The following is a 26,131-nucleotide window of genomic DNA, read 5'->3' as shown; positions in this document are numbered from 1 at the left end:
CGTTTCTAGGATCTAGTTTTGAAAATATAAATGTTCATTTGAAAACCTAAATATGAAACCCGATCCACGACAACAAGACATACTAAAAATGCTCAACGAGCACGGATTTGTCACGACAGAAGATCTCGCTAAGCACTTTAATCTCACAACTCAGACCATGAGAAGAGACATCAATATCTTATGTGAGATGGGGCTAGCCAAACGCAAGCATGGTGGTGTAGCCCTTCCCCCTGCAATGCAAAATCAAAACTTTTCTGCACGTGCCAGCTTTAATGAGTCAGTAAAGAAAAAGATAGGCGAAATTGCTGCTCAGTACATTGAGCCTGAAAGCACTTTATTCCTTGGGTATGGCTCTACCGTTATCGGGCTGGCACAGTCATTACCAAGACAAATCGCGCTAACGGTCGTCACCAACAACCTGAACGCTGCCTTGATCCTCAGCGATTATCCAAACATAGAAACCTGGCTCACCGGTGGAAAAATTAGAAACCAACACAAGGACATGACAGGTTTTACCGCGACTGAACTGTTGCGTTCGTTTAGAGCAGACCTTGCTGTTTGCAGTATTGCCGGCATTTCTGAAACAGGTGAACTGTATGAATTCCAGTATGAAGAAGCAGAAATCACTCGCCTGATACTCAAGAACAGCAAAAAGACGTTTTTACTCGCAGACAGCAGCAAGTACCTTCGCAGTGCGACCGTAAGTTTTGCCCACATAAAAGATATCGATACGCTCTTCACTGACTGTGAAGACTCAACGTTAGCCGATTTATGTAAGCAGTCGGATACCCATTTGATTCTTACGGATGAACACTCATGAGCTACCTCCAGATAAACAACATCAAAAAGCGATTTGCTGACAAGGAAGCGCTAAAGAACATTGATTTTCAAGTGAACAAAGGCGAGTTTGTTGCGCTGCTTGGTCCTTCCGGATGTGGGAAAACCACCTTACTAAGAATTCTTGCAGGCTTGGAAACCGCGACTGAGGGGCAATTCTTTATCGATAACGAAGACGTGACGACCCGTTCGCCCAGCGACAGGCATATCAGCATGGTCTTTCAGTCCTATGCGTTGTTCCCTCACCTTTCGGTAAAAGAAAACATCTTATTTGGTTTGAAGGCGAGAAAAGTCCCTGCCAATACGCAGAAACAAAGGCTAGAAGAAGCCGTTAATCAGGTTGGGTTAGCCGACTATCTGAACAAATTGTCTTCTCAACTTTCAGGTGGCCAGCGGCAGCGTGTTGCTCTGGCGAGATCTATCGTATCGCACCACCCTATCTGTTTGATGGACGAACCACTTTCTAATCTCGATGCGCAGCTCAGAGCCGATATGCGAAGCGAGCTTCGTCAGCTTCAGCAAGATCTTGGGCTAACGGTTATTTACGTTACTCATGATCAGGTAGAAGCCATGTCGATGGCAGACAAGATCGTCTTACTCAACCAGGGTGTAATTGAACAAATTGGCAAGCCCCAAGAATTGTATCAACACCCTGCGACAACGTTTTCTGCCCGTTTTATCGGAAGCCCTCCGATGAACCTGCTTCAACTGAAAAACAAGCCTTTTCTGACAGGCATCAGACCCGAACATATGCGTGTGGAGCAATCGGGAGAAAGCTGCACCGTATTAAAAGCCGATTATCACGGAGACAGTACCTTAGTCACTGCCGAAATCGAAGGTAACCAGCAGCTTTGTATCAAGCTGAATGGTCACCAGACACTTCAAAAAGGTGACTTGCTCAGTGTCAGTTGGGATGACAACGACTGCTGTTATTTTGATGCTGACACTCAGCGACTTTTACTCACACCCCAAACTCAAAAATTCGCTACTGTTTAGTTAAGGATAAAACCATGAAAGCGATAAAGCGTGCTCTTGGACTCAGTATTTTAGCCAGTTCTTCTTTGGCGTATGCCGCAGATAAAACTGAACTCACTATGTACTACCCCGTAGCCGTTGGAGGCGCACTGACTCAGGTTGTCGACGGGATGGTCGACGATTTCGAGAAACAAAATCCAGACATCTCAGTTACTGCTATTTATGCCGGTAACTACGACGACACTCGCGTAAAAGCGCTCGCCGCTCTGAAGGCAGGCGAGCCTGTACAAACTTCTGTGCTTTTCTCTATCGATCTACTCGAACTGAAACGCATGGGTGTTATTCGCCCGTTCGATGACTTTGCCAAAACTTCTGAAGACAAAGCATGGCTGAATAGCTTCTACCCTGCTTTGATGGAAAACGGACAGCACGAAGGCAAAACCTACGGCATACCCTTCCAGCGTTCCACAATCGTCATGTACTACAACAAAGACGCATACCGAGCTGCTGGGTTGGATCCAGAATCACCACCAACGACATGGGAAGCATTAAGAGAAACCGCTGTAAAACTGGTGAAAAAAGACAGTTCAGGAAAAGTAACCCAGTGGGGAATGATGATTCCTTCTACAGGTTACCCATATTGGATGTTTGGTGCTCTGACGAAGCAACAGGGTCAGACACTGATGTCTTCTGATGGGAAAACCGTCAACTTCAACAGCCCCAAAGTGGTTGAGGCTCTAGAGTTCTGGAAAGACTTGGGAACTAAAGATCAGGTAATGCCAAAAGGCACCATTGAATGGGGAACGCTTCGTCAGGAGTTTCTTGAAGGCAATACCGCAATGATGTGGCACTCGACAGGTAACCTTACTGCAGTACTTAAAAATGCCAAGTTTGACGTTGGTGTTGCACAACTGCCTGCAAATGCAGAACTTGGTTCGCCAACAGGTGGCGGTAACTTCTACCTGCTTAATTCTGGCACAGATTCCGAGCAAAAAGCTGCATACAAGCTGGTGAAGTTTATGTCTTCACCTGAGCGAAGTGCGCAGTGGAGTATTGCCACGGGTTACGTTGGTGTCAGTGAAGCGGCTTACCAGACCGAAGCGCTAAAAACCCACGCGCAAAAGGTGCCTCAGGCAGTGGTGGCTCGCGACCAACTTAAGCACGCCACAGCAGAGCTGGCAACTTACGAAGCCGGGCGGGTCAGAAAGGCACTGGATGACGCCATTCAGGCAACGCTTACCGGACAGAGCTCTGCCCAACAGGCACTCGATAAAGCGCAGAAACAGGCTGAACGCTTGTTAAAACGCGCTACGCGATCTTAATCACTTGAACCTGAGCGGACGAGGTGTTTTCCGACTCCGCTCTATTTCGGATAACTTATGTATTTACGCTTTAGCCAAATACCCAATTCACTGCTCGCCTGGTTGCTGCTGTTACCTGCATTGGTTTTGCTGAGCAACTTTACCTTTATACCTGCGTTTAACAGCTTCTTTACCAGCTTTTTCTATCAAGGAAGTGAAGGTACAACGTTTGTCGGTGCAGAAAATTTAGAGTATTTGCTGGATGATCCTATTTTTCTTCAGGCTTTGGTTAACAACGGCTGGTATGCGCTGGTCACTGTTCCCGTGTCGATTGTCTTAGCGCTTGCAATGGCAGTCTGGGTGAATGAAAACATCTTCGGACGTGGATTTCTCCGTCTTGCCTATTTCATCCCGACTATGCTGCCTATGGTCGCTGCCGCGAATATCTGGTTGTTCTTCTATTCGCCAAACATCGGGCTATTCAATACCGTTCTTGGATATGTAGGAATAGAACCAAGAAACTGGCTGGGAGACCCAGATACGGCACTGGGTTCTTTGATGTTACTCACCATATGGAAAGAAGCTGGCTTTTTCATGATCTTCTACTTAGCTGCTTTACAAGCGATTCCTGGAGAACTGAACGATGCGGCAAAAGTTGAGTCACCAAGTTACTGGTATCGATTCAGAAGAGTCACCTTGCCCCTGCTTGGACCCACAACCTTGTTTGTTCTCATTAACGCGCTAATCAATGCATTTAAGCTGGTCGATCACCTGTTCATTCTCACTAAGGGTGGTCCAAACAATTCCAGCACCTTGCTGCTCTATTACATCTACGAGACTGCGTTTTCTTACCTAGATCATGAATACGCTTCCAGCCTGACGTTGGTGTTATTGCTGTTACTTGCAGTCTGCTCAGGTGTTCAGTTTTTACTCAGTCGTAACCGGGTGCACTATCGATGAATCAGATTCATATAACTCCTTGGTCAAAGATCATCAATGGCATTGCCAGTTGGCTGCTCGGATTACTCTGGGTGTTGCCTTTGCTTTATATGGTTTGGGCGGCATTCCATAGTGGCTCTGATGCCATTTCATTTGATCTGAGTTCCCCCTGGCGACTCGATAACTTTTTTGAAGCTTGGACGATGGCACCATTTGTCACCTACATGTGGAATACCTTCTGCTTCGTCACTTTGCTGCTCGCTCTACAAATTGTGGTTTGCACCCTAGCGGCCTACGCGCTTGCAAGACTGGATTTTAAAGGTAAGAGCATCATATTCGGTGCCATATTACTGCAACTGATGATCATGCCTGAAGCGCTCATCAGTGAGAATTATCAACGAATTGCAAATCTTAATGCGATCGATACCTATTGGGCGATCGCCCTTCCCTATATCGCCAGTGCGTTTGGGATATTCTTGTTACGTCAGACTTTTATGCAGGTTCCTCAGGAGCTTGAAGACGCAGCGAGAGTAGAAGGATTGAGTAGATTCGCCACCATCTTAAAAGTTTACGTACCGCTGGCAAAGCCGACTTACCTTGCCTACGGTCTTGTCTCGATTTCCTACCACTGGAACAATTTTCTCTGGCCTGTCGTAGTGACCAACACAGAGCAAAGCCGCCCTATTACGGTTGGAATCGCGCTGTTCGGCTCACCGGAAATCGGGGTCGATTGGGGCGTTCTGAGTGCGGGAACACTGATTTCTATATCGCCTTTGCTGGCAATCTTTCTTATCTTCCAAAAACAATTCATGCAGTCTTTTATGAATTCGGGTCTTAAATAATGAATGCAAAAGAAACCAATACTTATTACGAAATGACCACACCAAGTCTTATTTTTACAGATGTAGACGACACGTTGACTCACAATGGTGAGCTGCCTGTCGAAACGCTCCATGCTTTGTATCGATTAAGAGAAGCCGGAATTGAAGTGGTGCCCGTTACTGGTGCATGTGCTGGCTGGTGCGATCAGATCGCCAGATTATGGCCAGTTCAGGGGGTCATTGGGGAAAACGGGGCGTTCTCCATTACAAAGAACAACGGCAGCATTGATTTCTTCGATACGGTTTCAGACGAAGATCGAAGAATAAACAGAGAATGTCTTCTGAAGATAGTTGACCGAGTCACCACCGAAGTCCCTTCACTACTGCCAGCAAAGGACAATATGTATCGACGATACGATGTCGCGATTGATCACGGGCAAGACAACAGCGGGGTTTCGAAAGAAGATTTGGATAGAGCGATGACTATTATTCGCTCTTTTGGTGTGAGTGCCGCTGTAAGTTCGGTTCATATAAATCTTTGGGTTGGAGATTACAGTAAAGCCAGCGGCGCCATGGACTGGATTAACACCCATAAGAATTGGTGCGAGGAAGAACTTCAGCTCCGTTGTGCATTTATTGGAGATTCCGCCAACGATGCCGCTATGTTTGAGCGTTTTAAGCACACAGTGGGGGTTTCCAACATTCAACCTTTCCTGCCGATGCTTAAGCATAAACCTAAACAGATCATGTCACTGCCCGGAGGTTATGGTTTTGCTGAATGGGCGAATCATGTCCTTGATAGCCGAAAAGTCGAGAGCTGGTAGTTTATCCACTTATACCCAAGTAACCTCAAGCTGCTCGGTTCAGCGAGAATTAACTGGCTTTCAGACAAGACGCCGATTTGAAGATCTAGTGGTTCTAAATCAAGAATCGGTAACGCAGTATGAAAACCAGTTAAACTCGCCCTTGGGAGCCCATATTCTGTCCCATTTCATCGTCAAAGAACTTGGAAAGGACTCGTCATTCCACTGCGTTCTTTTTCTTGAACTGAGACAGAATATGAGGCTCTGAATCCTGCATCTTGAGGTCACTTGGGTATATATGCCTGATTGATTCCATCAACCAGGCATTTTACCCAACACCATTCCATATCAATACGTGAAGTAGATCTCACTTCTTAAAACAAGCATACCGAACGTTAAACCTTAAAATACATGCAACTATACAGCTCTCCATACTTTTAATTCTTAACATTATTTCTTTTTATTTTTCATCAAGATAATACAGAACAACAATCTGTATAATCTTACCTCTTACCTACTTAAATATCCATTCATTTACTCAATAATTCCACATACAGAACGCTTGACCATTAAATATTTTGAATTCAGTATGTCGTACGAATTGAGCAGATTGGGAAGCAACAAACTCTCAAGCTTTGGAGCTATTGCTCTGATTTTGCTCTGAATTCTTTTGTACATAAATGGATTAATTATGAAAAAAACTCTATTAGCAGTGGCTGTGATGGCAGCAGCAGGATCTGTAAACGCAGCAGAAGTTTATAACAACGAAGGTTCAACTCTGGACATCAACGGTCGTGCTTTTGCGATTATGCAAGTTGAAGACAGCGGCGCAGGCTCTGAATCTTCTATCAGCGATGGTGGTTCACGTCTTGGCTTTACTGCAAAGCATCAAGCAACTGAAGGTGTAGCTGCTATCGGCCGCTTTGAAGTTGAATATGGCGATGCGTCTACCTCTTTCAAATCTCGCGATTTCTATGCGGGTGTTGAATTTACAAACATCGGTACTCTGACTTTTGGTCGCCAGACAACGATTTTTGATGACGTGGCATTCCGCGGTGGATTCGATGAGTGGTACGGCTACTCTCAAAAACTTGAAGATCGTGGTCGTGACAACGGTATCGTTAAGTTCTCAGCCAACAAGCTGGTTGAAAACCTGACAGCGGGCGTGACTTATCAGTTTGCTCAAGACGACAACAAACACCGCAGCGGCTTCACTATTGCTGGTGCATACGATCTTCCTATGGGTCTTGGGCTATCGGCTGGTTTCTACGACTACGCTGACGAGGTTTACGCTGGTCGTGCTACTGAAGCGAACTACTCTGGTTTCAACCTAGGTGCAAGCTACAAGATCAACGCATTGAAGTTTGGTGCTGATTTCTCGATGGAAGATCAGGATGGAACAGACGTAAATGCATGGCGTATCGGTGGTGAGTACAACCTGAACGCGGCACGCATTTATGGTGGTTACGGTCAGGTAGACGAAGATAAAGCGCCAACAGATTCGGGTTTCTATGCGGGTGTTGGCTACGCCCTAGGTTCAAAAACAACGGTATTTGTTGAGTACTCTCAGGTAGATACTGAGGCGAAAGGTGATTTCGAATCTGGAGCAACCGCAGGCATCGTTGTTAACTTCTAATCTAAGTTAACCTAAACCAATCCATGGTTTAAAACTTCTAAATTTCATTTTGAAGAGCAATTAATCCACTGCCTTCTAACCGGATAGAAATCATTGTCTATCCGGTTTTTTTTCTTACTAATGTTAGGGTCTGTTGAGGTTATCTAGCAACCAGCGCTTCGCCTTTAAACTCGATGCCATCCCAACCAAAACGCATAAAGTTGCGAATATTCTGGTGGTCTTCCCCTTCTGGGTTTTCAAGCACATCTTTACGGTAGAAGTCACCGAAACATGCCAACGCACTCTGAGCGCCTAGCTGGTTGAGTTTTGCAAAAGCAAAGATTTTGCATGAACCATTATTTTGTCCGGCTTCGTTTACCGTATCTCCGTTCTTGAACTCTGTTGGAGTGAATTCGTAATTCGCGTCAATGACAGAAATGACATCTTGAAATTGAACCGTTTCAGGGGATTGAGACAAAGCGGTCAGTAGTTCCTTTAGCTCCATGGCTGGCTTTCCTTGATTAGACAACAAATAAGCGCCGCATTATATATGATTCGATCACGCCTAAGTAGCCAAAATATTGCCGGCTTTACAGTTTACCTGACTCGAAGTTCGAATTATTTCAATTCAAGTTTGACACCATATGCAAGTAATCTAATAATTGATGTGCGTTCGGTTGACCTAGGTGCAGAGCATGTCAGACAAGATCATAAAGCAAATGTTGTTGTTTGAATTACAAGAACTTACTGGAGATGAAGATAACATCATTATCAGTAGACTGCAGTCTGTTAACTGTATAAACACAGCGAAAGACATTAGAGATTTGCTTGCCCTTTTGTCTGACCCCGCAAAACACCATTACTTACTGCCTCTAATTAGTAACATTATCCACAACGCGATAGTGAGCGAACGCAAGTCTAGCTACACAGATAAACTCACTGGCTTATTTAACTGCGGTTATTTGAGACACTTAGAAAACTCGCTAAATGACAAAGAATTCACGTTATTCTTCTTCGACTTAAACGGCTTTAAAAAAATTAATGACACTCATGGTCATGAAATGGGTAATTTAGCGCTCCGCGATTTTGCGAAAGCTTTAAAACGCAGTTTTAGACTGAGTGACATTATTCTTCGATATGGAGGAGATGAATTCATAGTCATTGTTTTTAGAGATGACCTCGACGTAGATACCGTCAGAAACCGGTTGGCTAAAAATCTTAACTCTCAGAATAAGAGAGGTTTTTCTATTCGTTTCAGTATCGGGAAGGCCGTCAATTCCTGTTGGGATTTTTCACAGACCTTACGATCTGCGGACAGAGAAATGTACATGGATAAGAGAAGACTATGAAACAAATTCTATACAGAAGTATCTCGAAAGTGGACGAAATTGACGTGACCAATATTCTGGAAGTGTCTCGAAAAAATAATAAAGCAAATGACATCACAGGATTTCTGATTTTTCATTTAGATGGGTTCTATCAAATGATTGAAGGTCCAGACAGAAACATCGAAGAACTGGTCACAAAGCTTGGGCGCGACCCAAGGCACACAAATATCGAAATTCTATCCTCTAAAGACGTAGAGACTCGGCATTTCCCAGACTGGAGTATGGGCTACCTTAAGCTTGGAAAAGCAATCGGGCTCAGTTTAGCCGATTCAATTTCAAATGAAGATGCCATACTCGAAAAATTCCTCGAATTAACACCCGCTTGTTACCAGGTAACGTAGTCAGATATCGATTGCTTGGGTGTTATCTCACCCAAGCAATTCCTGAAAAATTTCTCTGATTTTTCCCTCAAATTTCAACGTGCGTTACTTTACCGCTTGTTTCATCGACGCTTTTCTGGCGTTAAACAGAAACATCAACATGACGATGACAACAAAAGGTGCGGTGTAGAGGTTCAGTTTCTGCCAGCCTATTGTTGCTTCAAGCCAACCAGAAAGCATCGCTGTTATTGCGACACAGCCAAACACAAAGAACTCATTAAATGCCTGTGCTTTAGCGCGATTTTCAGGTTTGTAAGACTGGCTAAACATGCTGGTTGCGGAAATAAACATAAAGTTCCAGCCGACTCCCAGCAATATGAGGGCAAGGGTGAAATGCCACAGGGACTGACCGTGAACATTAATGGCAATGCAACCTATAAACAAAATCGCCCCCGCCACTATCATGTTGCGCGCGCCAAACTGTTCTATTAGCCGCCCAGTGAAAAACGCCGGTACGAACATGCCCAAAACATGCCACTCTATAACCCCGGCGGCTTTGGTAAAATCAAAACCGCAACCAAGCATGGCTAGGGGTGTCGCTGTCATTAAAAGGTTCATAACTGCGTAGGCAACCATGGCAGCAAATACTGAGATCATAAAGTCGGGTTGAGATATGATACTTTTTAACGGTTCACTCGGAGCTTGTTCACTCAGCTTTTGTGCTGGTGGGAAGTCAATGGTTTGCAAAACGATCAACGCGATGATGTTGAGACCAAGCACCGCAGCAAACGCACCTATATACAGCCCGTCGGGTAAAAGGTTTTGAGACATAACAGCAAGATTCGGTCCCAATACTGCAGCCAGAACCCCGCCTGCCATAGAAATGGATATCGCCCTGTGTCTTGCGCTTTCAGCACTCACTTCAATAGCTGCAAACCGATAGAGTGTCCCGAAACCAATACCAATACCGAGCAGCAATGTCGAGAAACAAAACAACCAGAATAAACCATGGCTGAGCGAGTAAGTTGCAAGCGATGCCCCAATGATCCCGAACAGGTTACCCAAGCTAAAGCCTTTCCTTCTTCCAAGTTTGCCCATGATTAGAGAAGCAGGAATGGTCGCAGCCATTAGACCTAAAAACTGTAACCCGACAGGCAGTGTAATCAGGCTTTGAGACGGGGCTATCTCTTTTCCAATCAATCCAACAACGGAAATTAAGACAATGTTTCCCGTCATCAATAAAGCCTGACAAAGGGAAAGAAGCCACACGTTTCTATTCATTTACATCGTTCCTTTTAAAACGCTGTCGGTAAGCCAATGGGCTCACTCCAAACTGACGTTGAAATAAATTTCTTAAATTATCTCCGCTCATTAACCCTGAGCGGCTGGCGATCCTTTCAAGTGTCAGGTCGCTGTTTTTTAGCAGGTCACAAGCCAGATTCAGGCGCTCTTTTAGCAAATACTGGTTAGGGCTGACATTAAGCTCGTTTCTGAAAATTCGACCTAGCTGGCGAGTGCTCAGCCCAATGTGCTCGGCGATCTGTTCTACTTTAATTTCAGCACTTAGTTTCTGGTGGATATATCGAATAGCACTCGCTACCCGCTTGTCACCTGCACTCTGAGCCTGTTGAAAAGATACAAACTGAGATTGCCCTCCGGGTCTGCGATAGAACACCAGAAGTTCCTGAGCAACGGAAACAGAAACCGCGTAACCCAGATCCTGTTCAACCAGTGAAAGACAGAGATCGATTCCTGCTGTGATACCCGCAGAGGTGGAGATGTTACCCTGATGAATGTAAATGGCGTCTGAATCGACCTTAATTTCCGGATAGCGCTGCTGAAGTGTGTCGCAGTGCCGCCAGTGTGTTGTGGCAACTCGATTGTTCAGAATGCCTGCCTCTGCCAGCCAGAAAGCACCAGTACAGACAGACGTCACTCGGCGGCAAGTATTTGAAGTGTTTCTAAGCCAGTCGAAAATGTCTTCCCGCTCTAGGTAGCTTCTGGAAAGGTTACCACCCGGAACTACTAGCGTATCCAGTTGTTGGATAGCCTGCCAGCTTTCCTCTGCGAAAAGCGTAAGCCCTCCGTCTGTTTTCACTTTTCCCTTTTCAAAAGAAAAGATGATCACTTCATATTCAGGCTCTTCATTAAATTTATTGGCTGAAGCGAAGACTTCTGCCGGTCCAATAACATCCAGACTTTGGCATCCCGGATAGGCGAATATCCCTATTTTCTTCATACATCTCCTTGATAGGAAAACCGTAGTTTTCTCTCTATTAGGAGTATGCTATGAACCTATCCTGTCCACAACGACGAATACCCGATCATTTCGGACACACCACCAGCGCGGAATGCCTAGGATCACGATTCCTGGACACAATTTTCATCGAATATCCTAAATCCGTTTTTGCCGGCAGCTTTGGCTTTATACATGGCAGTATCCGCCTGAATGAACAGTTCATCAGCCCCCAGTTCTTTACCTGGCTGCGGATAAAAAGTGATACCGATACTGGCAGAAACATGCAGTGTGTGCCCTTCGTGAACCATGGGGACGGCGACCGCCTCAAGGACTCTGCTGATGGGAATGTCATAAGCACAAGGTCGGGCAACGTTCTGGATAACGAATACAAACTCATCGCCACCAAATCGAGCGACTGTGTCACCAGCACGAATGGTATTGGTAAATTGTTCTGAAACGTGTTCAAGCATCAAATCGCCGACCTGATGTCCGTAGTTGTCGTTGATCTTCTTAAACCCATCCAAATCCAGAAACAGAATGGCGATGTATTGCTTACTTCGTTCTGTCTGCAACATTGCCTGAGTCAGACGGTCGGTAAGCAGAATACGGTTAGGCAAACCCGTTAAGGAATCGAAATGCGCAATGTAATTGAGGCGCTCTTCGTGTTTCTTCTTGATCGTGATATCGGAAAACAATCCGACGTAATGCGTGACTTTCCCATGTTCGTTGCGAATTGAACTGATGTTAAGATCCAGGGCGACTTCTTCCCCACTAGTTCGCTTCAACCACACTTCCCCATTCCATTCACCGGTTCGGACTAAAGACGAGCGCATATCTGAGAACTGCTCCTGATTCATAAAGCGATTCTGATATTCCAGCAGATTGAATTCACGGGAGTCGTCTGAGCTCACTCCTGTAATCATGTAGCAGGCTTCATTCACTTCGATCACATCCAGCTTTTCGTTACAGATGAATATGCCTTCGTTGGCATGTTGAAAAACACTTGCCGCCAGCTTTTCCTTCTCCTGTGCCAGATAGGTATCGGTAATATCTCGTACCGCGCCCACAGTGACGTCGGCTTTGCCGTCTGAATCAAATAACGTTTTACCTTCCTCGATGACATGTTTAATTCGACCATCCGCCATCTGAAGGCGGTGGCTAACGTAAAATGGTGTATTGTTCTCTAAAGATTCTCTGAATGCGCGGTCCACTTTGACTCGATCTTCTGGGTGTATCATGTCGAGAAACAGCTGATAGGAAGGTTCGTACTCTTCAGGATCCAGCTCGAATATATGGTAAATCTGTTCCGACCAATAAAGGGACTCAGTTTCCATATTCAGAGACCAACTGCCAATATTGGCAATACGCTGGGCTTCAATCAGGTTGTTCTGGCTTTCTTCAAGGTTTTCTGTATGACCCGTGATCTCCAGCTCAAGGTTTTTGATGCTCGCCACGAATGCCCAAAGAATAATGATTTCGGCAAAGATATATCCCAGAATGCCCCACCCGATGGTTTTGTGAACCGATGCCTGATACTGCTGGTGCAAAGGTGTCGCATCTTTCCAGAAGAACACTTTCCCCACTTCTTCGTTGAGACCACTCATCTCATTCTGATAGTCGACAATGGGTAACTGAACCACATTGTAGGGTCTGCCTTCGTACTGAATCACATCAAATCGATAATCGGGTTTAATCATCCCTGATTCGGTTATTTGACGAATCATGCCACTGAAAATGGGCTCAGACTGGTACTCGATAACACACAGGCACTTTTCAACATAAGGTAAGCGATGGTAATCCTCTTGAAACTCGATCCACATGGACTGAGCCAGAGCGGATGTTCTCAACGTCACTCCACTGCCAATACCGATATTGCTTTCAAGCTTTTGAAGCAGATTGCTTAATGGGGTGCCCAGATCTAAAGCTGCCACGACGGCATTGTCTTCTTCACTGGTCACAGGAACGACAGAACGAAGAGCGGCACTGGTACGCCCGATTTCGTAGCCTGAAATAGAGTCCCCCGTTGCTAGCACCTGACTAACAGTATTTCGGATACCGACGACAGAATCATCGAACCGAGAGGGTTGTTGTAAACGCAGAAAAGAATTGGAATCAGGAGGAAGGAATATTTGCAGCGACTTAATGTAAAACTCATCCTGAATCATCTGCCACGCAGGCATCATGTGATTCATGAGCCTTTGCCGTAAAAACTCATCGATAGTGTGATCAATTTCCCCACGTTGTTCGGCTTTCCAGCGCTCTTTCAGAATGTGATTCACACGTTCATCACCGGCGATAAACGTACCCATCAAACTCATGTCCGTCGCAGCTTGCTCCAGAACAGTTTGATAGCTCTGTTTGATTTGAATGGCTTGCTCTTCGATTGAGTTATTCAGAGATTGTCTGGCTGAGTTAATGCTGACAAGCACAAAGAGGATATCTATCAACGCGATGATCACGCTGAGAAGCAAAAAATTATTTCGGTGGTACTTTGAGAGGTACTTCATACCGTACCTAACCTCGCTCTATCGGAACTACTGTCTCCGTATTCAAACTTTCCCTGTTTGCTACAGAACTACCCAATTTTCCTACTAAACTAGGAACGCGAATTATTTCACCTAAGGCGCAATAAGTTTTCTGAGCAGCACAATCAGTGTCCGACTTTTATTCGGCGAATTCGACCCTTCATACGCAATACTTTCAGTAAGTATCAATTTTGAGCCAGAAAAGAAAATGAATGTTTGAACCCTGAAGGGTTGTTATACCCAAGTAACCTCAGGTTGCTAGGTTCAGCGAGAATTAACTGGCTTTTCAGACAAGACACCGATTTGAAGATCTAGTGGCTCTAAATCAAGAATCGGTAACGCAGTATGAAAGCCAGTTAAACTCGCCCTTGGGAGCTAATATACTGCTTCATTTCGTCGTCAAAGAATTTGGAAAGGACTCGTCATTCCACAGCATTCTTTTCCTTGAACTAAATCAGTATATTAAGCTCTGAATCCTGCAACATGAGGTCACTTGGGTATAGAGCCAAACTGTTCGTTCAGCACTGTGCTCAGGGTTCAAGAGGTGGCGAGGTATTTTGGTTGAAGCGATCCTAAACGATTATAACTTCAACGTTTTGATCGATAAGAGACTGTTTGTGTTCTTCTGAAATGCCACTGTCTGTGATCAGAACATCGACAGTGCTACAAGGGATCACTTTATAAACACTGACCTTGCCGAATTTACTTGAGTCCGTCACAACAATGGTTTTCTTTATCGACTCACACATAAACCGATAAAGGCGCGCTTCGTGTTCACTATGTGTCGTAATGCCATGGTCCATGTGTATTCCATCGACACCAACGAAAATTTTATCGAAATGGTAGTCTTTTAAGCTCGCTTCGGCTTGAGGCCCATAAAAAGACTGGCTGTCACAACGTAAAGTTCCGCCTGTAATCATCACATCTAAACCTGAGGATGCAGAAAGTGCCGTGACAATATTCAGCCCGTTGGTCATAACCGTCAGATCGCTTTCCTCCGCGATCAACTTCGCGATGTATTCAGTGGTGGTGCCAGCGCCCAGAATAATGGCATCTTTAGGTTCGATCTGTTTGACCGCTTCCTTGGCGATTATCATTTTTTCTGGTGCATGATGCGTGAGTTTGATTTTGTTCGATGACTCAGCAAGAGAAGATTGGTTGCGAATCGCTCCACCATGAGAGCGAATTAATAAGCCTTTTTCATCCAGATAGTCGAGATCGTTCCTTATGGTGACCAAGCTGACATCGTGTAATTCTGAAAGCTCTCCCACCGACACACTGCCATTCAGATTCAGTCTGTTCAGTATACTTTCTCGTCTTTTACTGGTTTGACTCATATTTTGAAGCTACCCTCTATCTACTTCGTAAGGAGGCTATATTTTTATAACAAATTTCGAGCCTTGCCTAGAGGCCTTACTCTTAAGGGGTATATCGATCACTCAACGTTATTTGCCTGACAATTCATCTAACCGCGATGTTCCCTCCATCGGGCCAGACACCGTTACTGAACGAGAACCACATTCTGTAGCTAACCTTAAAGACTCCTCAATTGGCTTACTCTGTAATCGAAATGCAACATAAGCGCCGCCAAAACAATCACCTGCGCCTGTCGGGTCCACTTCTTCAACGGGAAAAGCTTTCTGCTCGAACGTGTGTGTCCGTGTGAATACTTTTGCACCTTTTTCGCCCTGCTTGAGCACAACTTCACTGACACCATAGACATTAAAATACTCATTTATCGCATTTTCGAGATTATTGCTTTCGGATAAAGACGTAATTTCCGCTTCACTTGGCATAAAAATATCGGTCACTTTTAAAATTTCGATCAGTGAGCGTTTCATCGAGTCATCCAGCAGCTCCTTTCTAATATTAGGATCAAAAGACACAGAACCCTGATTGCCTTTCACAATTTCTATCGCTTTGGTGGTCAAAGACGCAATATCCTTGTTAAACAAAGAGGAGCCCATAATGTGGAGATGAGTACATTGTTCGAGCACGGTTAAATTGGCGTTATCCAGATTAAGCTTTCCACACGCCGCATTCTTAATGTTGAAGATAAAATCACGGCTGCCATCCGCATGATAAGTAACAAACGCCGATCCGGTCGTTTCTTGGTCCAGTACTGAAATACCCGAAATATCTACACCGTCTTGCTTCAGTCTGTCGAGATTAATGCGACCGAAGCCATCATTGCCGACGGCTGAAATGATTGCGCAGTCCACACCCAGCTTCGCCACCTGATCAATAAAAATTGCAGGCGCACCGCTGGGGTATGGTCCAGTAAACGTTCCTGTTTCAGATAAAGCCTGGTCGACTTCCGTGGCCATTATCTCAACCACGATTTCGCCTATGGTTACAATCTTCATGTTCACCCTTTCTTGTTTTTATACACGTCGATACCGACAGCAATTAGAATCACGATGCCCTTAACGATCAGAGACACAAAAAAGTCGACATTCATCAGGCTCATAACATTGCTGAGAACAGCAATGATGAGCGCACCAATGAGTGTGCCGATAATGGTGCCGCGACCACCAGTTAATGAAGTGCCGCCAAGAACACAGGCTGCAATGGCATCCAGCTCCATTCCATTGGCAGAGGTTGGCTGAGCGGAAAACATTCGGGATGCGAGCATCACTCCGCCAATCCCAGCCATTAAGCCGGTGATCATGTAGGAATAAATGGTGGTTTTGGACACGTTAATGCCTGAATACGCCGCCGCTTCCGGGTTGCCCCCAACGATGTAAACTTTGCGTCCAAACGTGGTTTTCGATAGTAGGAAATGGTTCAACGCAATCATGGCGATAAGAATGACAATGGGAAACGGAATGCCAAGAAAATATCCGTTAAACACGTACTCAAAAGGGGCATTGTCGTACAGAGAGATCGCCTGACCGTCACTGGTTAGCATCGCGGCACCACGCCAGATTCCCATAAAACTCATGGTGACGATGAAAGGATGCACACCAAGCCATGTGGTAATAAATCCATTCGCAAACCCACACAATACGGAGACACCAAGCGCTACAGGCAGCATCAAAGAGAAAGGCAAACCATAAGTTAAGCCCACCACCAGCACCAGCCCGGTCAATGCGACAATCGAACCCACAGACAAATCGATACCAGCAAGCAAAATAGCGTACGTCATTCCAAAGGCAACAATCGCAACAATGGAAGTCTGCAAAACAATGTTGGTTAAGTTATTGACTGTGAGAAAGTACTCAGACAAGAAAGAAGACACGATCATCAATAAAACAAGCCCACCAAGAATACCGCCATACTCCTTGAAAAACGCTTTAATCATCGGAATCCACTCCTGTTGCGTATACCATTACTTTGTCTTGGGAAAGCCCTTTTGTATCGAGCTCTTTCACGATTCTTTTATTCCTCATCACCAGTAACCTGTCACTCATGTTGAGCGCTTCCGGCAATTCAGAAGACACCAAAATCACTGCCGTTCCGAGAGCGGTAAGGTCACGGATAATATTGTAAATTTCGTATTTGGCACCAACGTCTACACCCCGGGTTGGCTCATCCAGAATCAGGATTTTGGGCTGTTGCTCTAACCATTTTGCCAGCACAACTTTTTGCTGGTTTCCACCACTTAAAGAGCCCACTTCCTGCTCAGAATCGTGGACTTTTACCCGCATTTTACGAATGCTGGTATCGGTGATGCGTTGCTCTTCACTTTCGTTCCGAATGCCTGCTACTGCCACTTTTTCAAAGCTCGTCAGGTTACAGTTGATATGAACACTGTGGTCAAGCACCAAGCCCTCTTCTTTTCTGTTTTCAGTAACGAAAGCAATGCCGTTTTGTATCGCTTTGCTGGGGCTATCGATATCAATGGATACGTCATTAACTTCAATGTTTCCCTCATAGGGCAACATGCCAAATAAGGCATTCATGACATCGGAACGACCTGCCCCGACCAGCCCAAAGAAGCCAACCACTTCTCCCGGCTTAACATCGAAGCTCACTTCCTGAAAATACGTGGGGTTAGTTAGCGAGCGAACCCTCAAAATGGGAGCCTCGCCTATTTGTGCATCTGGAACTTTAGGAGGGTAAATGTCGTTCATTTCTCGCCCGACCATCATGGTGATCAGGGAATCTATATTGGTTTCGTCTTTCTTTACGGTATCGATGTACAAGCCATCTCGCATAACAGTGATATCGTCAGAAATACGCATGATTTCCGCCATCTTGTGGCTTACATACACAATGGCTTTGCCTTCCGATTTAAGCTCTTCAATGATGTTGAAAAGGATTTCCACCTCGGAATCGGAAAGTGAGGAAGAAGGTTCATCGAAAATCACCACTTCAGACGAGTAACTTAGCCCTTTTGCAATTTCGACCAATTGCCGTTGTGCCATAGATAAAGAACTCACCCTGATAACTGGCGAAATAGGAATCTTGTACTTGTCGAGTAGCGCCTTGGTTGAACTGATCATCTCTGTATCGTTGATCACACCATATTTGGAAGGCTCATTGTTGGCGTATATGTTTTCTGCAACGCTCAGGTTGTTGCACAGGGAAAGCTCCTGAAAAATGATGGCAATGCCATGCTCACGTGAATCCAGTGGCGACTTAAACGTCACCGTCTCACCTTTTTTGATAATGTGACCACGCGTTGGCGAATGGACACCCGCCAGCATTTTCAATGTGGTGGATTTTCCACATCCGTTTTCACCCAAAATGGTATGAACACGACCTGGAGACAACTTAATAGAAAGCCCATCTACCGCTTTAACCGCGCCAAAATGCTTGCTTAAGTCGTGGGTTTCTAAAACAACATTCTGCATATCACTATCCGACATAAAATCTCACCTGAACAACTTGAGCACAGAGCACTCAAGTCGTTCAGTTACCGCGTGTTATTTACCCGTATATAGAACAGGTACGATCGGATATTCGGCATCAACCGATTTACCAGCCAGATGATCAACCGTTGCTTTGATGGCCTTTCTGCCCATGGTATCAGCGTCTTGTTTCACTACACCAATCAGGTGAGCATTATCATCCACCGCTTTAATGCCTTCAGGCATGCCATCAAACCCAATCACCACCGCATCAGATTTTTGCTTGGTAACGGCAAGCCCGGCACCGATCATCATGTCGTCACCAAAGGCAAAGATAAGGTCTGTTTCAGGGTTTGCCTGAAGCATGTTAATAGTTGAAGTCAGGGACTCTTCGCGTGTTTTACCTGGCTGAACCGCGACAATCTTGATGTCAGTGTCGGCAACAGCATCACGGAAACCGCGCAATCGGTCTTCAACTGAGGAGATTCCAGGGTAAGACAGCATAACAACGGTGCCTTTACTGTTCAGGTGTTTGACAGCAAGTTTTCCTGCCTCTACCCCACCACCGTAGTTATCTGTTGCAACATGCGAGACCACTTTGCTGTTTTCTGCACCGATATCGACGGTAATAACCGGAATGTTTGCACGCTCGGCTTTCTTCAAAGGACCGCGGACACCTTTGGAATCCACTGGAGAAATGATGATTGCGTCGACATTTTTGATAATACAATCTTCGATGTCGTTAATTTGTTTTGCTAAGTCCTGGTTAGCAATAGAAACTTTTAAATCCACGTTATTTTCAGTCGCACCAGCTTTCAGACCTTTTGCCAACGCAATATAAAATGGGTGTGATTGCGTTAGAAGAGAGGCACAAACTGTTGATTCATTAGCCGCATGGGCATTCATTGAAAATGCAGACATGGCAGCCATTGAAGCAATTAAAAATTTTATACTTTTCATTTTACTTTCCTTGTATCGCTTGTGATGACCTGACGCCAAGCTCTGCTGACATGAGTCATCGGCTATTTGTTTGAACAAAAAGCAGAGAGGTCCGAAACAATGAATCAGCCCTACTTTGATATTACGCACAGAATTGAATATGTGCATAACGCCTCTTGTTAAACTTATCGTTTATCAAAACATCACAACAACATTTAAAAAGCAAAAGAAAGTTTACGTAAGTTAGATTTCGATCAACTTTATCTATTCATTTGTCAATATGAAAAGTAAAAACACCCATCAACCTCACAAAAACATCTATAAAATGTGATCAAAGTCACCTTTGCATGGATTTTACGCTCACATTTCGATCAATGTGATCGAGGCGAAATTTTTTCACATTTCTTTCCTTTATTTTCATAAAACACAATAAAGAAAGATTTCGAAAGGAAAGTAAGTGCAAATTTTACTGGATATGGTGGCTCAACATAAGGCAGGTACAAAAGTCGGAATTTATTCGGTTTGTTCAGCACACCCATTGGTGCTGGAAGCCGCGCTCCGTCAAAGCCTAGCTGATGCCAGACCGGTACTAATAGAAGCCACATCTAACCAGGTGAATCAGTTTGGTGGCTACACTGGTATGACACCTCAAGACTTCAAAGAGCTGGTGTTTTCTCTAGCCAAGTCATTGTCGGTTCCAGAGTCTCAGGTTTTGCTTGGTGGTGATCATTTAGGACCAAACTGCTGGCAAAACGAAACCGCCGATTCTGCAATGCAAAAATCCGAAGATTTGATAGAAAGCTATGTAGAAGCAGGTTTTCGAAAAATTCATCTCGACTGTTCGATGCCCTGCTCAGGTGACCCTGTTCCATTGAGTGATGAGACCATTGCATCACGAGCCGCTCAGCTTTGTGAAGTTGCAGAAAAAACCTGGCGATCATGCGGAGGTCCCGCTCCTGTTTACATCATAGGAACCGAAGTCCCTGAGCCCGGCGGTGCAAAAGAAGACTTAGACGATGCATTGGAAGTCACCAATGAAAAAGCGGCGGAAAGAACCATTCAGATTCACAAAACGCGTTTTGAGCAATGGGGGTTAGCCGACGTCTGGGAACGGGTCATTGGGCTGGTTGTGCAGCCTGGAGTCGAATTCGATCATCATAAAGTCGTGCATTATCAGCCGTCCAAAGCCAAGCCGCTGAGTAACATGATTGAGAAATATCAGACTCTGGTTTACGAAGCGCATTCAACGGATTACCAATGCAATGGTGCGTATTCACAGCTGGTGCAAGACCATTTTGCGATTCTAAAAGTAGGACCAGCACTAACGTTTGCTTTGAGAGAAGCCTTATTTGCACTCGATTGTATTGAACGTGAATGGGTCGATTCCGAAGTAACCTCTGACCTGAAACATGCCATTGAGCAGGCTATGGATGAAGACCCAAGCTACTGGGCTCGCTATTACGAAAAATCCGGCAAATTTCAGCAAATAGACAAGCACTACAGCTTGAGCGATCGGATCCGTTACTACTGGCCAAATGAAAAGGTAAAGAAAGCGGTGGGAAAACTATTCCGTAATCTGGAAAGTAACCCACCTCCCCCAACTTTGCTCAGCCAATATCTGCCCAATCAAAGCCAAAAAATTTCTGCGGGGAAGTTAACCAACCATCCAAAGGAAATCGTGATCGATAAAGTCATGGAAATAACCGAAATATACAGCGCTGCTTGCTATCAGAAGTAGTTGTTTTAATGAAGTACAAGCCCGTTACTTAAGCGGCGTCTGAGGAGAATTTAGGTTAATGAACAACATCATAAACAGCAATTATTGGTTAACAAAAGCCAGAAAGGAGGGATTTGCCGTTCCTGCGTTTAACTTTCATAACCTGGAAACGGTTCAGGTCATTTTAGACGCAGCGAAAGAGCTGGATTCCCCAGTCATTTTGGCGGGCACACCCGGAACGTATCAGTACGGCGGTGCACGCGAGCTCGTACATATGGTCAACGCTGCTGCATTTGAACGCAACATGCAGGTTGTGGTTCATTTAGATCATCACCACGACATTGCGGACATCGAGCGTAAGGTTCAGCTTGGCATTCGCTCCGCCATGATAGACGGAAGTGCATTACCACTGGAAGAGAACATTGCCCTTACCAAAGAAACCGTCAAAATCTGCCATACCTATGGTTGCTGTGTTGAAGCTGAAATTGGTCAGCTTGTCGGGCAGGAAGACGATTTGATAGTTGAATCCGTTGCCGATCCGTACACCAACCCAGAAGACGCCGTTAAACTGGTGGAACAGACCAACATAGATTCCCTAGCTATTGCTATAGGTACGGCACATGGGCTTTACAAAGATGAACCACGATTAGATTTTGAACGCCTTGCAAGAATAGCTAAACTTATTGATATTCCATTGGTATTACATGGTGCTTCCGGTATCAGTGTTGCTGATGTACAGCGCTGCATTTCTCTCGGTGTTGCTAAAGTCAACGTCGCAACTGAGTTAAAAATCGCGTTTGCCGATTCTTTAAAAAATGCGTTCAACGAAGACCCCAACATCAATGACCCAAGAATTTATAATGAAGCGCCGAAAGCAGCCATGGCTAAATTGGTTAAAGAAAAAATCCTGATGTGTAAAAGCGAAGGGAAACGCTAGGTGAGTTATGAGCGCCTATTTTGATGGCAAACATATCAAGACATAAAATCATTGCTCTTATAAAAAGCAGTTTGAAAAAATGAAAAGCAGAAAGGCTCTCCCCCTTTCTGCTTTTATCATTAAGTTACGTTAATATCGACGCTATTTAATTGCGGCTTTGATTAACGCTTTTGCTGTTTCTGCATCGCTCGCGGTGTCGACCTTGGTAAAATAGGTCAGCGCTATATTTTTAGGTTCATCAACACCCGTGATAACAATATAGTCATCCTCAATACCATAACCAAGCAGTGCTTGAGATACCTGCATATTATCTTTTGGCGATCCAACTATCACGATGGCTTTCACTCCGTTGAAACGTTCTTTTTCTAAAGAAGAACCCTGTTGAAGAACGATACTTGAATCAAGTACTGCAACCTGATGGTTTTCCGAAGCATAGAGTGCTCGCTCACCCGATGTTGCCTCAACAGGTCCTTCCATGTTGACCATTTCCGTTATCAAATCCAGCGGTGAGTTCGTGACATTCTCCACTAAAACATGAACGGGCTTCGCCAATGCAGAGACAGAAAGAAACGTTGAAACGGTTAAAGCCAATATTGATTTCATTTTCATAATTTTTGTCCTGTTATAATTTATCTATTTAGCGTTCCAGTTTCATGTACTCGGTACCACTTTCCTGATTTACCAGCCACACACTTCGTTCCGACAGAAAAGTTTTTCGCTGCGGAGTAGCTCGCGTAGCTGCGTTCATACGAAGCGCCCTCAACGACCGTCAGTACATCGCTGTTGTGATCGGCATCATATTGACCACGGTCCATGCTCAACGTGTGTCGGAATATCTGGTTTCGTACACCTTCATCAGGATTACAGTTGCCCTGATTGACTGTCTCGCGCCAAATGGTAAATGAACTAAAATCAATGTCACGCCAAGCTGATTGACCAATTCGATTGTCAACGAGGCTACTCGACCCACTCGAAACTTCAGAATTAAAACTAGATAGCGGCCAAATTGCATGTGCATTCAGTTTAAATTCGGAACTTGAACCCGTATCTGATGTCAACTCCGTACCGTGCACCGTCATGACAGTTTCTTCCGTTGAAAACCCACTTTCATAACCGACTGCAAAGTTCACCGACGCTTCTTTCCCAGTGCTGCCTTCTACACCAAACGAGATACTTGTCGATTTTGCGATATCCAGTGTTTTATTTTGGGTACTTGTCTTAGGGAAATAGTCATCTAAGCGCCAATAACGTGAATTTCCATTCCCACCGGGCACCGAAGGATTGTTCTTGGCGTCAACCGTTTGTATCTGCGTTTTGACGTTATTAAACACGTTATTAAGTTGATTCGCCCCCCACGCATTCCAGCTAGCGACTAAGTTCCCTTTAAGATCACTCGTCTTATATTGAGGTGCATTGCTACAAATTCGCGGCGTTATCGTGCCTATACAATAAAAATGTTGCTCCCTAAGTTGAGCGCCACCAGTGGTGTACACTACATAGTGAGTTTCACCACCTCCTGATAGCATGATCAGCTCCAACTCGTGGGTAATGTCGACTTTCTCTTCCATCTGTGCCCAAGTGTTATAGCTCGTTGGATAAATATTGTACTTAAATGGGTGCAGTGAAACTTCGATTTGCCCTCGGCTCAAAGGAACATGTGTACACGTATTTTGAGATTCTATTTCTCCCAACCCTAAATTTCTCAACTGAGCGTTCGCAACTTTGACTCGCGCATTATACGTCTCGCAAATCCCTTGTTTTGATTCACCAAAAGGATTGACTACGATAGGACTTATCGAGACCGTACTTATATTTGCGTTAACACCGAACGATAAAAACGAAGCCAAAATCGCACTCGATAACGCCCCAAGCCTAGCTGAATTGTTATGTTGATTAACTATCATAAAATTTCCTAAATAATACTTATTGGATTAAAAGCAACTCTACCGTCGACGAAACAGTTGAAGTGTAGAGCTGCATCATTAGTAACACAGGAAATATTGAAAGATAAATTGATAATTATATTATCAGAGTAAAGATCACATTTTATAAATTACCGAAATAAATAAAACGCACTTAAATCGCAAATTAAAATAAGTTATTAACTATAAATATTAGTAGCTTAAGTTACTCAACTTTATTAGCCAACCTGGTAAAAACCAAACCAAACTCGCACCTAAAATTATGATTTTAAGCGGTTAAAATCAACCACCTTTAATTAAATGCCTTATCACCACCATCAATCAACTTTACTTTCAGGAACTGTGTGTTCAGTAAAAACGAACAATATATTAAGTATAGAAAAATGGCTAATTGGTTATTAGATAAATGTACTTTTAAAACGTTAAGGTGTACTTTTCAGTAGGTTTCGATATTTGAAGTGGTATCTAATAAAATTATAATTAGGTGATTTCTGCCACAGGAATTATTCCTTATTAACTATCGAGATCTTGATTCAATTTATATAAAACAGTTCATAAATAACATAAATTCAATATTCTTTGTCGATTTTCTATGATGCTGGATCGTCACTTATTTTCTTTATAAAAAAATAGACGCCGAAGCGTCCATTTTTATATCAGATACGTTATGTAATTACTGCGCGATACCACCTTGCGTCAGTTTCGCTGGATCAAGCAGTTTTTCTAGTTCCTCGCGGCTTAGATCCGTTTCTTCTTCTGCTACGTCGATAATGGCGCGCTGTTCTTTGTACGCTTTCTTAGCAACTTCTGCCGCTTTCAGGTAACCAATCACTGGGTTTAGTGCCGTCACTAGGATTGGGTTCTTAGCCAACGCGACTTGCAGGTTGTCTTCGCGAACTGAAAATGTGGACACCGCTTTATCTGCCAATTGCGTAGAAGCGTTAGCCAATAGCTCGATGCTTTGAATGATGTTCAAACCAATCACAGGCAGCATTACGTTCAACTGGAAGTTACCAGACTGACCGCCGATGGTGATTGTCGTGTCGTTACCGATCACTTGCGCCGCTACCATCGCTGCCGCTTCTGGAATCACAGGGTTCACTTTACCCGGCATAATGGAAGAACCTGGCTGAAGCGCTTGCAGCTCGATTTCGCCAAGACCTGCTAGAGGCCCTGAGTTCATCCAGCGAAGATCGTTGGCGATTTTCATGATAGCAACCGCACCTGTCTTAAGCTGACCAGACAGGCTGACGATCGCGTCTTGGCTAGACATGTTGTAGAAGAAATTTTCACTCGGCTGGAAAGACACGCCCGTTGAAGCCGAAATGTGTTTGGCAAATAAACCAGAGAATTCTGGCACAGCATTGATGCCAGTGCCTACTGCTGTACCACCTTGCGCTAGTGCCTTCACTCGCGGTAACGTTTCTTGAATGCCGTTGATGGCAGAATCGATTTGGAATTTCCAACCACGAAGTTCTTGTGCCAAAGTAACTGGCATTGCATCCATCAGATGAGTACGACCTGTTTTCACGACGTGCTCTAGGGTTTTGGCTTTCTCTTCTGTTTTGTCGCTCAGGTACTTCAGTGCAGGCACTAGTTGGTTTTCCGCCGCCAATGCTGCGCTTACAGCAATTGCCGTTGGAACCACATCGTTACTGCTCTGCCCCATGTTTACATGATCGTTTGGATTGACTGCTTTACCTGCTTTTTGGGAAGCCAGAGTTGCGATCACTTCGTTGGCGTTCATATTAGAACTGGTACCAGAACCTGTCTGGAATACATCAACTGGGAATTGTTCGATGTGCTGACCATCAATGATTTCCTGGCAAGACTCGGAGATTGCGTCTGCAATGTCCTGCTCTAGCAAGTTCAGTTCAGCGTTCGCCTTGGCTGCGGCTTGCTTTACGAAAGCCAAAGCCTGAATAAATTTTGCTGGCATTGTAATGCCGCTGATTGGAAAATTGTCTACCGCTCGTTGGGTCTGTGCTTGATATAGTGCTGCTTCCGGTACTTGCACTTCGCCCATGCTGTCTTTTTCTATACGGTACGTAGTCATT

The 26,131-nt window shown here is 44.6% G+C and carries 23 protein-coding genes; 11 read left to right on the top strand and 12 right to left on the bottom strand.

The window, feature by feature from the left end; all coding sequences use genetic code 11:
* The first annotated feature begins 52 nt into the window (after positions 1–52).
* From INR79_RS23780 to INR79_RS23750, 7 genes are all read left to right on the top strand, one after another.
* Complete coding sequence (locus tag INR79_RS23780; protein WP_223097219.1) at positions 53–820, top strand: DeoR/GlpR family DNA-binding transcription regulator; 768 nt, start codon at positions 53–55, stop codon at positions 818–820.
* On the top strand, positions 817–1,833 hold the full coding sequence (locus INR79_RS23775; RefSeq protein WP_223097217.1) for an ABC transporter ATP-binding protein: 1,017 nt from the start codon (positions 817–819) through the stop codon (positions 1,831–1,833). The genes INR79_RS23780 and INR79_RS23775 overlap by 4 nt, the downstream gene beginning before the upstream one ends.
* A 14-nt stretch (positions 1,834–1,847) precedes the next feature.
* Entirely contained in the window at positions 1,848–3,134 is a 1,287-nt protein-coding gene (locus INR79_RS23770) for an ABC transporter substrate-binding protein (RefSeq protein WP_022589532.1), read from the top strand.
* A gap of 57 nt (positions 3,135–3,191) precedes the next feature.
* Entirely contained in the window at positions 3,192–4,073 is an 882-nt protein-coding gene (locus tag INR79_RS23765; RefSeq protein WP_004402215.1) for a carbohydrate ABC transporter permease, read from the top strand.
* Positions 4,070–4,894 carry a carbohydrate ABC transporter permease gene (locus INR79_RS23760; protein ID WP_022600552.1) on the top strand — a complete coding sequence of 275 codons (825 nt, stop codon included), beginning with the start codon at positions 4,070–4,072 and terminating at the stop codon, positions 4,892–4,894. The genes INR79_RS23765 and INR79_RS23760 overlap by 4 nt, the downstream gene beginning before the upstream one ends.
* A complete protein-coding gene (locus INR79_RS23755) occupies positions 4,894–5,697 on the top strand; it encodes an HAD-IIB family hydrolase (protein WP_022589534.1) in 804 nt (267 codons plus the stop codon). The genes INR79_RS23760 and INR79_RS23755 overlap by 1 nt, the downstream gene beginning before the upstream one ends.
* Positions 5,698–6,367: 670 nt before the next feature.
* A complete protein-coding gene (locus INR79_RS23750; RefSeq protein ID WP_223097215.1) occupies positions 6,368–7,312 on the top strand; it encodes a porin in 945 nt (314 codons plus the stop codon).
* A 139-nt stretch (positions 7,313–7,451) separates the two neighbouring features.
* Here INR79_RS23750 and INR79_RS23745 read toward each other — a convergent pair whose 3' ends face one another.
* On the bottom strand, positions 7,452–7,796 hold the full coding sequence (locus tag INR79_RS23745; protein ID WP_223097213.1) for a HopJ type III effector protein: 345 nt from the start codon (positions 7,794–7,796) through the stop codon (positions 7,452–7,454).
* A gap of 190 nt (positions 7,797–7,986) precedes the next feature.
* On the opposite strand from INR79_RS23745, the gene INR79_RS23740 reads away from it, so the two are divergent.
* Both INR79_RS23740 and INR79_RS23735 read left to right on the top strand, forming a co-directional pair.
* Entirely contained in the window at positions 7,987–8,640 is a 654-nt protein-coding gene (locus INR79_RS23740) for a GGDEF domain-containing protein (protein ID WP_022600547.1), read from the top strand.
* A complete protein-coding gene (locus tag INR79_RS23735) occupies positions 8,637–9,020 on the top strand; it encodes a BLUF domain-containing protein (RefSeq protein ID WP_022561341.1) in 384 nt (127 codons plus the stop codon). The genes INR79_RS23740 and INR79_RS23735 overlap by 4 nt, the downstream gene beginning before the upstream one ends.
* 84 nt (positions 9,021–9,104) lie before the next feature.
* Here the strand turns inward: INR79_RS23735 and INR79_RS23730 are convergent, their stop codons facing one another.
* From INR79_RS23730 to INR79_RS23695, 8 genes are all read right to left on the bottom strand, one after another.
* The gene (locus tag INR79_RS23730) at positions 9,105–10,280 is read right to left on the bottom strand and encodes an MFS transporter (RefSeq protein WP_223097211.1); all 1,176 of its coding nucleotides are present in this window, start codon (positions 10,278–10,280) and stop codon (positions 9,105–9,107) included.
* Complete coding sequence (locus INR79_RS23725; protein WP_223097209.1) at positions 10,273–11,238, bottom strand: GlxA family transcriptional regulator; 966 nt, start codon at positions 11,236–11,238, stop codon at positions 10,273–10,275. The genes INR79_RS23730 and INR79_RS23725 overlap by 8 nt, the downstream gene beginning before the upstream one ends.
* A gap of 122 nt (positions 11,239–11,360) precedes the next feature.
* A complete protein-coding gene (locus INR79_RS23720; RefSeq protein ID WP_223097207.1) occupies positions 11,361–13,745 on the bottom strand; it encodes a diguanylate cyclase domain-containing protein in 2,385 nt (794 codons plus the stop codon).
* A 590-nt stretch (positions 13,746–14,335) separates the two neighbouring features.
* On the bottom strand, positions 14,336–15,100 hold the full coding sequence (gene agaR, locus INR79_RS23715; protein WP_004399613.1) for a transcriptional repressor AgaR: 765 nt from the start codon (positions 15,098–15,100) through the stop codon (positions 14,336–14,338).
* Positions 15,101–15,208: 108 nt separating this feature from the next.
* Positions 15,209–16,129 carry a sugar kinase gene (locus tag INR79_RS23710; RefSeq protein WP_223097205.1) on the bottom strand — a complete coding sequence of 307 codons (921 nt, stop codon included), beginning with the start codon at positions 16,127–16,129 and terminating at the stop codon, positions 15,209–15,211.
* A gap of 2 nt (positions 16,130–16,131) precedes the next feature.
* Positions 16,132–17,067 (bottom strand): ABC transporter permease, encoded by a 936-nt coding sequence (locus INR79_RS23705; protein WP_022561336.1) that lies wholly within the window; start codon positions 17,065–17,067, stop codon positions 16,132–16,134.
* A complete protein-coding gene (locus tag INR79_RS23700) occupies positions 17,060–18,577 on the bottom strand; it encodes a sugar ABC transporter ATP-binding protein (RefSeq protein WP_262415418.1) in 1,518 nt (505 codons plus the stop codon). Before INR79_RS23700 ends, INR79_RS23705 begins: the two co-directional genes overlap by 8 nt.
* 57 nt (positions 18,578–18,634) lie before the next feature.
* On the bottom strand, positions 18,635–19,519 hold the full coding sequence (locus INR79_RS23695) for a substrate-binding domain-containing protein (RefSeq protein WP_022601391.1): 885 nt from the start codon (positions 19,517–19,519) through the stop codon (positions 18,635–18,637).
* Positions 19,520–19,955: 436 nt separating this feature from the next.
* On the opposite strand from INR79_RS23695, the gene INR79_RS23690 reads away from it, so the two are divergent.
* Together INR79_RS23690 and gatY are read left to right on the top strand one after the other, a co-directional pair.
* Complete coding sequence (locus INR79_RS23690) at positions 19,956–21,236, top strand: D-tagatose-bisphosphate aldolase, class II, non-catalytic subunit (protein WP_045966806.1); 1,281 nt, start codon at positions 19,956–19,958, stop codon at positions 21,234–21,236.
* Positions 21,237–21,294: 58 nt separating this feature from the next.
* A complete protein-coding gene (gene gatY / locus INR79_RS23685; protein WP_223097203.1) occupies positions 21,295–22,152 on the top strand; it encodes a tagatose-bisphosphate aldolase subunit GatY in 858 nt (285 codons plus the stop codon).
* A 141-nt stretch (positions 22,153–22,293) separates the two neighbouring features.
* Here gatY and INR79_RS23680 read toward each other — a convergent pair whose 3' ends face one another.
* The 3 genes from INR79_RS23680 to INR79_RS23670 all read right to left on the bottom strand — a co-directional run bounded on the left by INR79_RS23680 (position 22,294) and on the right by INR79_RS23670 (position 26,130).
* On the bottom strand, positions 22,294–22,761 hold the full coding sequence (locus INR79_RS23680) for a hypothetical protein (protein ID WP_223097201.1): 468 nt from the start codon (positions 22,759–22,761) through the stop codon (positions 22,294–22,296).
* A gap of 20 nt (positions 22,762–22,781) precedes the next feature.
* Positions 22,782–24,056, bottom strand: a complete 1,275-nt coding sequence (locus INR79_RS23675; protein WP_223097199.1) for a hypothetical protein — start codon at positions 24,054–24,056, stop codon at positions 22,782–22,784.
* 691 nt (positions 24,057–24,747) lie between these two features.
* Entirely contained in the window at positions 24,748–26,130 is a 1,383-nt protein-coding gene (locus INR79_RS23670) for a class II fumarate hydratase (RefSeq protein WP_223097197.1), read from the bottom strand.
* Position 26,131: the final 1 nt, after the last annotated feature.

The sequence above is a fragment of the Vibrio sp. SCSIO 43132 genome (genome assembly GCF_019904195.1).
GTDB lineage: Bacteria > Pseudomonadota > Gammaproteobacteria > Enterobacterales > Vibrionaceae > Vibrio > Vibrio nigripulchritudo.
This window is presented reverse-complemented; position numbering and strand designations above follow the sequence as displayed.

What these genes read in the sequence shown, in the direction of transcription:
- INR79_RS23750 (WP_223097215.1), top strand. Translation starts at nt 6,368, where the DNA reads ATGAAAAAAACTCTATTAGCAGTGGCTGTGATGGCAGCAGCAGGATCT.
- INR79_RS23775 (WP_223097217.1), top strand. Translation starts at nt 817, where the DNA reads ATGAGCTACCTCCAGATAAACAACATCAAAAAGCGATTTGCTGACAAG.
- agaR (WP_004399613.1), bottom strand. Translation starts at nt 15,100, where the DNA reads ATGAGTCAAACCAGTAAAAGACGAGAAAGTATACTGAACAGACTGAAT.
- INR79_RS23705 (WP_022561336.1), bottom strand. Translation starts at nt 17,067, where the DNA reads ATGATTAAAGCGTTTTTCAAGGAGTATGGCGGTATTCTTGGTGGGCTT.
- INR79_RS23765 (WP_004402215.1), top strand. Translation starts at nt 3,192, where the DNA reads ATGTATTTACGCTTTAGCCAAATACCCAATTCACTGCTCGCCTGGTTG.
- INR79_RS23725 (WP_223097209.1), bottom strand. Translation starts at nt 11,238, where the DNA reads ATGAAGAAAATAGGGATATTCGCCTATCCGGGATGCCAAAGTCTGGAT.
- gatY (WP_223097203.1), top strand. Translation starts at nt 21,295, where the DNA reads ATGAACAACATCATAAACAGCAATTATTGGTTAACAAAAGCCAGAAAG.
- INR79_RS23720 (WP_223097207.1), bottom strand. Translation starts at nt 13,745, where the DNA reads ATGAAGTACCTCTCAAAGTACCACCGAAATAATTTTTTGCTTCTCAGC.
- INR79_RS23745 (WP_223097213.1), bottom strand. Translation starts at nt 7,796, where the DNA reads ATGGAGCTAAAGGAACTACTGACCGCTTTGTCTCAATCCCCTGAAACG.
- INR79_RS23740 (WP_022600547.1), top strand. Translation starts at nt 7,987, where the DNA reads ATGTCAGACAAGATCATAAAGCAAATGTTGTTGTTTGAATTACAAGAA.
- INR79_RS23670 (WP_223097197.1), bottom strand. Translation starts at nt 26,130, where the DNA reads ATGACTACGTACCGTATAGAAAAAGACAGCATGGGCGAAGTGCAAGTA.
- INR79_RS23735 (WP_022561341.1), top strand. Translation starts at nt 8,637, where the DNA reads ATGAAACAAATTCTATACAGAAGTATCTCGAAAGTGGACGAAATTGAC.
- INR79_RS23730 (WP_223097211.1), bottom strand. Translation starts at nt 10,280, where the DNA reads ATGAATAGAAACGTGTGGCTTCTTTCCCTTTGTCAGGCTTTATTGATG.
- INR79_RS23700 (WP_262415418.1), bottom strand. Translation starts at nt 18,577, where the DNA reads ATGTCGGATAGTGATATGCAGAATGTTGTTTTAGAAACCCACGACTTA.
- INR79_RS23760 (WP_022600552.1), top strand. Translation starts at nt 4,070, where the DNA reads ATGAATCAGATTCATATAACTCCTTGGTCAAAGATCATCAATGGCATT.
- INR79_RS23680 (WP_223097201.1), bottom strand. Translation starts at nt 22,761, where the DNA reads ATGAAAATGAAATCAATATTGGCTTTAACCGTTTCAACGTTTCTTTCT.
- INR79_RS23770 (WP_022589532.1), top strand. Translation starts at nt 1,848, where the DNA reads ATGAAAGCGATAAAGCGTGCTCTTGGACTCAGTATTTTAGCCAGTTCT.
- INR79_RS23755 (WP_022589534.1), top strand. Translation starts at nt 4,894, where the DNA reads ATGAATGCAAAAGAAACCAATACTTATTACGAAATGACCACACCAAGT.
- INR79_RS23710 (WP_223097205.1), bottom strand. Translation starts at nt 16,129, where the DNA reads ATGAAGATTGTAACCATAGGCGAAATCGTGGTTGAGATAATGGCCACG.
- INR79_RS23695 (WP_022601391.1), bottom strand. Translation starts at nt 19,519, where the DNA reads ATGAAAAGTATAAAATTTTTAATTGCTTCAATGGCTGCCATGTCTGCA.
- INR79_RS23780 (WP_223097219.1), top strand. Translation starts at nt 53, where the DNA reads ATGAAACCCGATCCACGACAACAAGACATACTAAAAATGCTCAACGAG.
- INR79_RS23675 (WP_223097199.1), bottom strand. Translation starts at nt 24,056, where the DNA reads ATGATAGTTAATCAACATAACAATTCAGCTAGGCTTGGGGCGTTATCG.